This window comes from uncultured Flavonifractor sp., assembly GCF_944383115.1.
In the GTDB taxonomy this organism is placed as follows: domain Bacteria; phylum Bacillota; class Clostridia; order Oscillospirales; family Oscillospiraceae; genus Flavonifractor.
Window position 1 is genome coordinate 1 of the sequence record NZ_CALWOJ010000091.1, and the last position, 7840, is coordinate 7840.

The 7840-nt window shown below is 57.1% G+C and carries 7 protein-coding genes and 1 pseudogene; 1 reads left to right on the forward strand and 7 read right to left on the reverse strand.

Annotated elements, in window-relative coordinates; translation table 11 throughout:
* Nucleotides 1-151: 151 nt before the first annotated feature.
* The 4 genes and pseudogenes from Q0K43_RS09125 to Q0K43_RS09140 all read right to left on the reverse strand — a co-directional run bounded on the left by Q0K43_RS09125 (nt 152) and on the right by Q0K43_RS09140 (nt 2332).
* A complete protein-coding gene (locus tag Q0K43_RS09125; RefSeq protein WP_297290237.1) occupies nt 152-571 on the reverse strand; it encodes a DUF2871 domain-containing protein in 420 nt (139 codons plus the stop codon).
* A 13-nt stretch (nt 572-584) separates the two neighbouring features.
* The gene (locus Q0K43_RS09130; RefSeq protein WP_297290238.1) at nt 585-1250 is read right to left on the reverse strand and encodes a hypothetical protein; all 666 of its coding nucleotides are present in this window, start codon (nt 1248-1250) and stop codon (nt 585-587) included.
* 3 nt (nt 1251-1253) lie between these two features.
* Nucleotides 1254-1705: pseudogene (locus tag Q0K43_RS09135) on the reverse strand (hypothetical protein).
* 69 nt (nt 1706-1774) lie between these two features.
* Nucleotides 1775-2332: a TetR/AcrR family transcriptional regulator gene (locus Q0K43_RS09140; RefSeq protein WP_297290239.1), complete on the reverse strand. Its 558-nt coding sequence runs from the start codon at nt 2330-2332 to the stop codon at nt 1775-1777.
* Between the two features lie 237 nt (nt 2333-2569).
* On the opposite strand from Q0K43_RS09140, the gene Q0K43_RS09145 reads away from it, so the two are divergent.
* The gene (locus Q0K43_RS09145; protein WP_297290240.1) at nt 2570-3892 is read left to right on the forward strand and encodes a S1C family serine protease; all 1323 of its coding nucleotides are present in this window, start codon (nt 2570-2572) and stop codon (nt 3890-3892) included.
* Nucleotides 3893-3978: 86 nt separating this feature from the next.
* On the opposite strand, the gene Q0K43_RS09150 is transcribed toward Q0K43_RS09145, so the two are convergent.
* The 3 genes from Q0K43_RS09150 to Q0K43_RS09160 all read right to left on the reverse strand — a co-directional run.
* The gene (locus tag Q0K43_RS09150) at nt 3979-5715 is read right to left on the reverse strand and encodes a peptide ABC transporter substrate-binding protein (protein WP_297290241.1); all 1737 of its coding nucleotides are present in this window, start codon (nt 5713-5715) and stop codon (nt 3979-3981) included.
* Nucleotides 5716-6189: 474 nt separating this feature from the next.
* Entirely contained in the window at nt 6190-7224 is a 1035-nt protein-coding gene (locus Q0K43_RS09155; protein WP_297290242.1) for an ABC transporter ATP-binding protein, read from the reverse strand.
* The coding region (locus Q0K43_RS09160; protein WP_297290243.1) for an ABC transporter ATP-binding protein at nt 7217-7840 on the reverse strand (624 nt) is incomplete at its 5' end. The genes Q0K43_RS09160 and Q0K43_RS09155, both read right to left, overlap by 8 nt.

A 7840-nucleotide genomic window follows, 5' to 3' on the forward strand; every position in this document is an offset into this window, starting at 1 on the left:
GGCAGCACAATTTGCGAAGAAACAACACGGGAAGATATGATATGAACAATTTACGAAATGGTACGCCGTACTCCTAAACGGTAGGTCGGAGGTTCGAATCCCCTCAGGCGTGCCAAAAAGAGCCGTTCCATCAGGGCCTCCAATTTGATCGTCAACCTTTCGCAATTGGTACGCTGCGCTTGATCTGCACCAGCACAAGCACCAGACTGATTCCCAGCAGAATATGGCCGATTCCGGCAATGCCGGAAATAGCCGCACTCATGCCGGAGGAAAGCGCAGTTCCCAGCACCTGGGTCACGCCCCGCACCACAAACATCACAGCAGTCAGATTCAGGCCAATCTGATAGGCAACCAATATCCGGCCGGTCTTGGCCCCGGTGAAAGAAAAGCTCTTTTCCAACAGAAGCAGCAGTAGGAAAAACACCATGCCCATCAGGAAGTAATGGGCATGTACCACCCCCAGGGTGGTTTTGGCAGTAAAGCCGTTGAACTTGGTGAACTCCCGGTAGAACACGCCCCCAACCATGGCAAGAACAGCGTACAGCAGGGCCAGATTCATATATCGTTTCATGTTCCTTCCTCCTTTAGTTACATTCCTTTTTCATGGCGAAATATCCAATCAGAACCGTCCACACATAGGCACAGGTCTTGGGGATCATCAGCATCCCGATCATAGGGATGGTATCGGCCCACAGCACCACCGGGATGTAGAAGCCAAAGCTCAGCACGATGGTCAGCCACATCCACCGAAACGCCCGATCTCCCCGTACCTTTGCACTGCGGTAGAACAGCACGATCACCAGCAGCCCCAGCAGCGCAAAGGGAATGTTGCGGTAGATGCCCCAGGAAAGGGGCGCTTCCGTGCTGAGCCACTGGTTCTGCGGCATCATGCACAGAGCGATCCGCACACCGGCCAGGACATACACGGCAGCAGTCAGAGCGCTTTGCCCCTTGATCTGATACCGCTGCCGCCACACATAGTAGAGCAGCACATAAAAAATGGTCATAGTGACCGAGGTGATCCATTTGCCCAGTCCCAGGGAGACAGTGTAGTTCTCCAGCCCGGTGGTACACAGGGCCAGAGCCCGGGGAACCAGGTGAAAGGAATCGCCTGCGCCCAGCACCACTGCCATCCAGCCAAACAGCTTGAACTGACGCTTTCCCTTACTTCCCCAAATTATCAGCACACCGATGGTAATGACGCCAATCAGATAGACCACGTCAAACAAGGTTTCTACGATTGCTTGCATCCTTTACTCTCCTTCATGCTCGGTTCTATTTGGAACGCTGACATCGGCCAGCGCCGCTTTGCCAAAGTTACGGCCAAACAGCAATCCCGCCAGCAGCAGGGAAGCGCCCAGGCCGGTATAAAAGACGGCGATAAACCGCTCCGGCGCCAATCCGCTCAAGCGCAGACCGATCCCGCCGCACATCATCACCGCCATAATCACAAAGGCTTTCCCATCAAAAAACTTGAGAAAAAATGCCGCTCTTCCTCATAGGAATGGATTCTTGCTGTATGCTTTTTCACCAGCTTTCCAAAAATGAATGTCTGAAACACAGCAAAGACCAGGGCGGACAACAGAACATTCAGCACGGACCAATAAGGAGGGTATGCCATCAGGCCAATACGAAGAATGTTGAAGCCCGCCGCGCTCCACACCAGACAGGCCAGGAGCAGCAGGGTGTTTCGTTTTACTTTCATAGATTACCGCCTTTCATTGAACAGCGTTCATTTTCCGGGATAAAAAATTCCCACCCCACAGCAGGAATTTTAATAAAGGGTCCTGCGGACGATTTCCAGCACAGGGCTTGGGTCATAGTCCTGGCGCAGCAAAGCGGACAGCATCAGGGAAAAGAGGACGCCTGCAAATTTTTCCGCTGTAAACTGGTCGTTAAAAGCATCCGGGCGAATTTGGGTATCCCGCTTCAAGCCGGAACACAGCCCCTCTAAAATATGCTGCCAGGTCTGCTGCATCCGCCGTTTTCCGTCCGACTTGTCCTCCCGCATGAATCCCAGAGAGTGGAGATTAAAAAAGCCGGGATACTGTTGGCAGCCGTATTCCATCCGTCCATACATCCAAGTAATGCACGCCTGTGTATCCTGAAATACGGACCCATCTTCCGGGCGGTGAAAAATCTCGCACCAAACACTTTCTACTGTGGCTCCCATCAGCTCTGCTTTGGAATCAAAATAATTGTAGATCGACCCCACAGATACGCCGCAGGCGGCCGCAACAGAGCGAATGTTGACCCCCGACCAGCCCTGCTGCTGAATCAGTCCCCGGCTGGTTGCCAAAATCTCTTCTTTTGATGTTACAATAGTATTCATGTTATCACCTCAATATGAACATCGTTCATTATAGCTTTTGGAGGGGCTGTTGTCAAGGCTGCACCACTTGATCTATGGTCAGCCGTTGGCTTTACGCTGTTTTACCCTCCCACTGTCGAACAAGAAACAATTTAAAAATCATGCAAATTTTCTTCACATTTCCGCCACAATTACCGGTTATGCTAAGACTCGTTCAAAGGAAACAACCACACCCGTTGTTAAAAGGAGAGATCCGTTATGTACTACAGTGATTATAATCGTCCCCCGGAAGATCGGGAGAACATAATAGAGTCCAACCAGTTCCATGTATACGACGCGGAACCGCCCAGGAAAAAGAAGAAAGGCGGTTTCGGCAAGATTTTGGCCGTGGGCCTGTGCTGCGCCATCATCGGCGGCGCGGTGGGAGGCGGCGGCGTATGGGCGGTAAGCCGGTTTGCCGGCGGCTCCACCACCATCTACGAGGGTACCCGTCCCACCGCTGTATCCCTGGCTAACGTGGATGGAAAAACCGTTCTCTCCCCGGAAGAGGTATACGCCTCCAACCTGGAGTCGGTGGTGGGCGTCAACGGAAATGTAACCACCAACGTGTGGGGTCAGACGGTCAAGAACGCCGTATCCGGCTCCGGCTTTGTCATCAGCTCCAACAGCACCACCAGCTACATCCTTACCAACTACCATGTCATCAACGGCGTCAGCGACATCACCGTATTCTTCTCCGACGGAAAGAGCTATGACGCCACCCTGGTAGGCGGCGAGGAGGAGAACGACATCGCCGTATTGAAGATCGACCAGGGCAATCTGCGGCCCGTGGTGCTGGGCGACTCCGACGCCATCAATGTGGGCGAGGATGTGTACGCCATCGGCAACCCCCTGGGTGAGCTGACCTTTACTTTCACCGGCGGCTACGTCTCCGCCAAGGACCGCTCGGTCACCATGAGCGACGGCACCGTCATGAACATGATCCAGACCGACACCGCCATCAACTCCGGCAACTCCGGCGGCCCCCTGTTTGACAAGTACGGCCAGGTGGTGGGCATCGTGTCCGCCAAGCTGTCCTCCAGCTCCAGCTCGAAGGCCTCCGTGGAGGGTCTGGGCTTCGCCATTCCCATCAACGACGTGAAAGACATGGTCACCTCCATTATGGAGAACGGCTATGTCACCGGTAAACCCAATGTGGGCATCCTGATGAACGACGTTGCGGAAAATGTACAGCGGTACGGCGTGCCGGCCGGCTACGAGATCCTAGCCATTCTGGACGGTTCCTGCGCTCAGAAAGCCGGTCTCCAGGTGGGCGATATCATTACTGCCATCGGTGACACCACCGTCTCCTCCAGCGATGCACTGAAGTCCGCCATCAAGGACTGCAAAGCGGGGGACACCGTTACCTTCACCATCTACCGGGACGGCAACACTTCCACCGTCAATGTGACCCTAGACGAGGACAATCAGGAGCGTCAGGCTGCTATGGAGCAGCTGCAGCAGGACTATAAACAGCAGTCTCAGTCCCAGCCCCAGCAGGGCGGTAACTACTATTACAACTTCCCCTTCGGCGGTTGGTAAAATAAGCAGGGCGCTGCATGCGCAGCGCCCTGTTTTATAAAAAACGGGCGGAGCCAAATGGCTCCGCCCGTTTTGTTTGGCTGAAATTAGCCCTGGGTGCAGTGATCGAAGAAGAAGTAGCCCAGGGGGGTGTAGTACATGCCCTGGATGCCGTCAGCCAGCATATACTTCTGGGTGTAGAAGTACAGGGGGTTGACAACCCAGTCTTCCTCTATCAGGATGTTCTCGGCCTCGTGCATCAGCTGCATACGCTCAGCAGGATCGGTAGAAGCCTTGGCAGCCTGGATCTTGGCGTCGTACTCGGCGTTGGAGTACTGAGCATCGTTGTTGCCGCCGCCGGTGAGCCACATATCCAGGAAGGACATGGGATCGTTGTAGTCGGCAATCCAGCCGTTACGGGCGATGGAGTAATCGCCGTCCTTACGGGTCTGGAGGAAGGTGGCCCACTCCTGGTTGTTCAGGGTAACCTTCACGCCCAGCACTTCCTGCCACATGTTCTGCAGAGCCTCGGCAACAGCCTTGTGGGAGTCGTCGGTGTTGTACAGGTACTCGACAACGGGGAAGCCCTCGCCGTTGGGGTAGCCAGCCTCGGCCAGCAGGGCACGAGCCTCCTCGCAGTTGGCCTCATAGGCCTCCTTGTAAGGATCGTAATAGTCGCCGCCCACGGTGCGGAAGTCGTCACCGGTAGCGCCGGCAGCATCGTACACGCCGGCGGGCACATAGCCGCCAGCCTCCACCTGACCGGTCTGGGTGATCTCGGTCACGATGCGGTTGCGGTCCACGGCCAGAGTGAAGGCCTTACGGACGCGCCAGTCGTCGAAGGGCGCCTTCTGGGTCTGATAGCAGACATAGTAGGTGCCGATATAGTCCACGATCTTCAGATCGCCGGAAGCCAGCAGGCCGGCCACTTCGTCGGTGGGCATGGACTCAATGAAGTCCAGCTCGCCGGTGTTAAAGCCGTTGAGCATAGCGTTCTGATCTTCCATCAGCTTAAAGGTGAGCTTCTGGGGACCCAGGGAATCCACGTCATAGTAGTACTCGTTGGGCACCATAACGATGCGGTCGTTGGTGACGCGCTCACTCATCTTGTAGGCGCCGTTGGAGACATAGGTGGCGGGATCATAGGTCCACTGAGCATTGCTCACGATATCCTCGCGCACGGGGAAGGTGGCGGGGAAGGCGCAGATCTCCAGGAAGTAGGGCAGGTCGGAGGTGATGGTGACCTCAAAGGTCTTCTCATCAACAGCCTTGACACCCAGCTCGCTGGGCTCCTTCTCGCCGTTCATGATCTCGTTGGCGTTGACCACGCAGTCGATCATATAGCTGTAGTCAGCAGCGGTCTCGGGGCTGACCAGGCGCTGCCAGGAGAACACGAAGTCCTGAGCAGTCACGTCCTTGCCGTCGGACCACTTGATGTCGTCGCGCAGCTTGAAGGTGTAGGTGACGGTACCGTCCTCGTTGGGAGTCTTCTCATAGGACTCAGCCTGGCCTTCAGCCAGCACGGCGTTGTTGCAGGTACCGTCGGAACCGACAGTCTCCGCGCCGCTGTCATCCCAGCGCATCAGGCCCTCAAACATATGGCTGATCATAATGGCGCCGTCCACCGCGCTGTTCAGAGCGGGGTCGATGGTCTGAGGCTCGGAGGCGATGTTGACGGTCATCTCAAAGCCTTCGCCGGAGGGATTCTCGGTGCTGGGCGCACCGCTCTCCTGGGTGTCAGGAGTCTCGGTGTTGGTGCTGGTGGTTCCGCCGCCGCAGCCGGCCAACAGACCGAACACGAGGGCCCCGGACAGAAGCAGAGAGACGAGTTTTCTCTTTTTCATGGTTGGACCTCCATCTTTCTCATTTTTGTATCTATAACGCCTTTGGGCGCGATACACATGGAAATAATCCCCGGCGCCCGCAGGGCGGGCGCCGAAAGGGCATGCCCTTTCGCAAGTAAAATAACGCGGAAGTATTATACCACAGGTCGGGTACAGGTGTAAAGAAAATGTTTCAAAATTGTTACGGACTCTCAAGTTTATTCTTTTTTAGTTCTGAAAAAGGCGGCAACCGCCGCCTTTTTCCAATTTCTCTGAAATCTTATGCTGTGCCGATCTGATCATCGCTTAGCCCAGCAGGTGACAGGCCGCGTAGTGACCGGGCGCGTGTATTCCCACCCGGCAGGCCGGGCGGGAACCCTTTTCTCTTTTCATCTGCTCGGGCGAAGTGAATTCGCCCGGCATCAAGGTTTTGGGCACAGCCCAAAACGCTTGGACGCCGCAACGCGGCGGCGCGCCCAGCGCGCAGGAACACGCTTAGCCCAGCAGGTGACAGGCCGCGTAGTGGCCGGGCGCGTGTTCCTTGAACTGGGGCACGCACTCCTTGCACTTCTCGGTGGCGTAGGGGCAGCGGGTGTGGAACCGGCAGCCGGAGGGAGGATTCATGGGGGAGGGGATGTCGCCTTCCAGCACGATACGCTGACGGCTGCGGCTCACCTCGGGGTCGGGCACCGGCACGGCGGACAGCAGCGTCTTGGTATAGGGGTGGATGGGGTTGCGGTTGAGTTCATAACTCTCCGCCAGTTCCACCATGGTACCCAGGTACATCACGCCGATACGGTTGGAGATGTGGCGCACCACGGACAGGTCGTGGGCGATAAACAGATAGGTCAGGCCCAGATCCTGCTGCATATCCTCCAGCATGTTTACCACCTGGGACTGGATGGACACGTCCAGGGCGGAAATGGGCTCGTCGCACACGATGAACTCGGGGCGCACCGCCAGGGCGCGGGCAATACCCACGCGCTGCTGCTGGCCGCCGGAGAACTCATGGGGATAGCGGTTGGCGTGTTCGGTGTTCAGGCCCACCCGGGCCAGCAGCTCCTTGATCCGGTCGCTGCGATCCTTCTTGTTGGGGCACAGCTTATGAATGTCCAGGGCCTCACCAATGATCTCGCCCACCGTCATACGGGGGTCCAGAGAGGCGGAGGGATCCTGGAAGATGATCTGCATCTTCCGCCGGTAGGGCAGCATATTGACCGCCTGGGGCTTGGGGGTCTTGACATGGATCATCTGGCCGTTCTCATCCTTCTGCCAGGGGTCCTCGCCCTCAAAAATGGTCTCGCCGTCATAGACGATCTTACCGGACGTGGGGGGATGGAGCTGGAGGATGGTGCGGCCCAGGGTGGTCTTGCCGCAGCCCGACTCGCCCACCAGGCCCAGGGTCTCGCCCCGCTTGATAAACAGGGACACATCCTCCACGGCCTGGACGCCGGGTCCCTTCAGGCCCTTGACGCCAAAATATTTCTTCAGGTGGTCTACCTGAACGAGGATGTCATTCTTCTCACTCATGGTCGCCCGCCTCCTTGTTCTCGGTCTCCTGCGCGGGCTTGGCGTCCGCCTGGCCGGCCTTCTCCTTCTCAATCTGCTCCTGCACACGCAGCCAGCAGGCGGAGCGGTGGTTGTCGCCCAGCTCCACATAGGGAGGCATCTTCTGCAGGCAGATCTTCATGGCGTACTCGCACCGGGGGGCAAAGGGGCAGCCCTCGGGAGGATTGAGCATATCCACGGGGGTACCCTCAATGGGGATCAGGCGCTCGTAGCTCTCGGCGTCCACACGGGGCATGGACCGCAGCAGGCCCATGGTGTAGGGGTGGCCGGGCTTGTAGAAAATGTCGTCCACCGGGCCCTGCTCCACCATCTTACCGGCATACATGACGGAGACCTTGTCGCAGATCTCGGCCACCACGCCCAGGTTATGGGTGATGAAGATGATGCCCATGTGGGTCTTCTTCTGCAGGTCCTTCATCAGCTCCAGGATCTGGGCCTGAATAGTCACGTCCAGAGCGGTGGTGGGCTCGTCGGCGATGAGCAGCTGGGGATGGCAGATCAGGCCCATGGCGATCATGACGCGCTGGCGCATACCGCCGGACAGCTCATGGGGATACTGGCGCATCCGCTTCTCCAC

What these genes read in the sequence shown, in the direction of transcription:
- Q0K43_RS09125 (WP_297290237.1), bottom strand. Translation starts at nt 571, where the DNA reads ATGAAACGATATATGAATCTGGCCCTGCTGTACGCTGTTCTTGCCATG.
- Q0K43_RS09130 (WP_297290238.1), bottom strand. Translation starts at nt 1,250, where the DNA reads ATGCAAGCAATCGTAGAAACCTTGTTTGACGTGGTCTATCTGATTGGC.
- Q0K43_RS09140 (WP_297290239.1), bottom strand. Translation starts at nt 2,332, where the DNA reads ATGAATACTATTGTAACATCAAAAGAAGAGATTTTGGCAACCAGCCGG.
- Q0K43_RS09145 (WP_297290240.1), top strand. Translation starts at nt 2,570, where the DNA reads ATGTACTACAGTGATTATAATCGTCCCCCGGAAGATCGGGAGAACATA.
- Q0K43_RS09150 (WP_297290241.1), bottom strand. Translation starts at nt 5,715, where the DNA reads ATGAAAAAGAGAAAACTCGTCTCTCTGCTTCTGTCCGGGGCCCTCGTG.
- Q0K43_RS09155 (WP_297290242.1), bottom strand. Translation starts at nt 7,224, where the DNA reads ATGAGTGAGAAGAATGACATCCTCGTTCAGGTAGACCACCTGAAGAAA.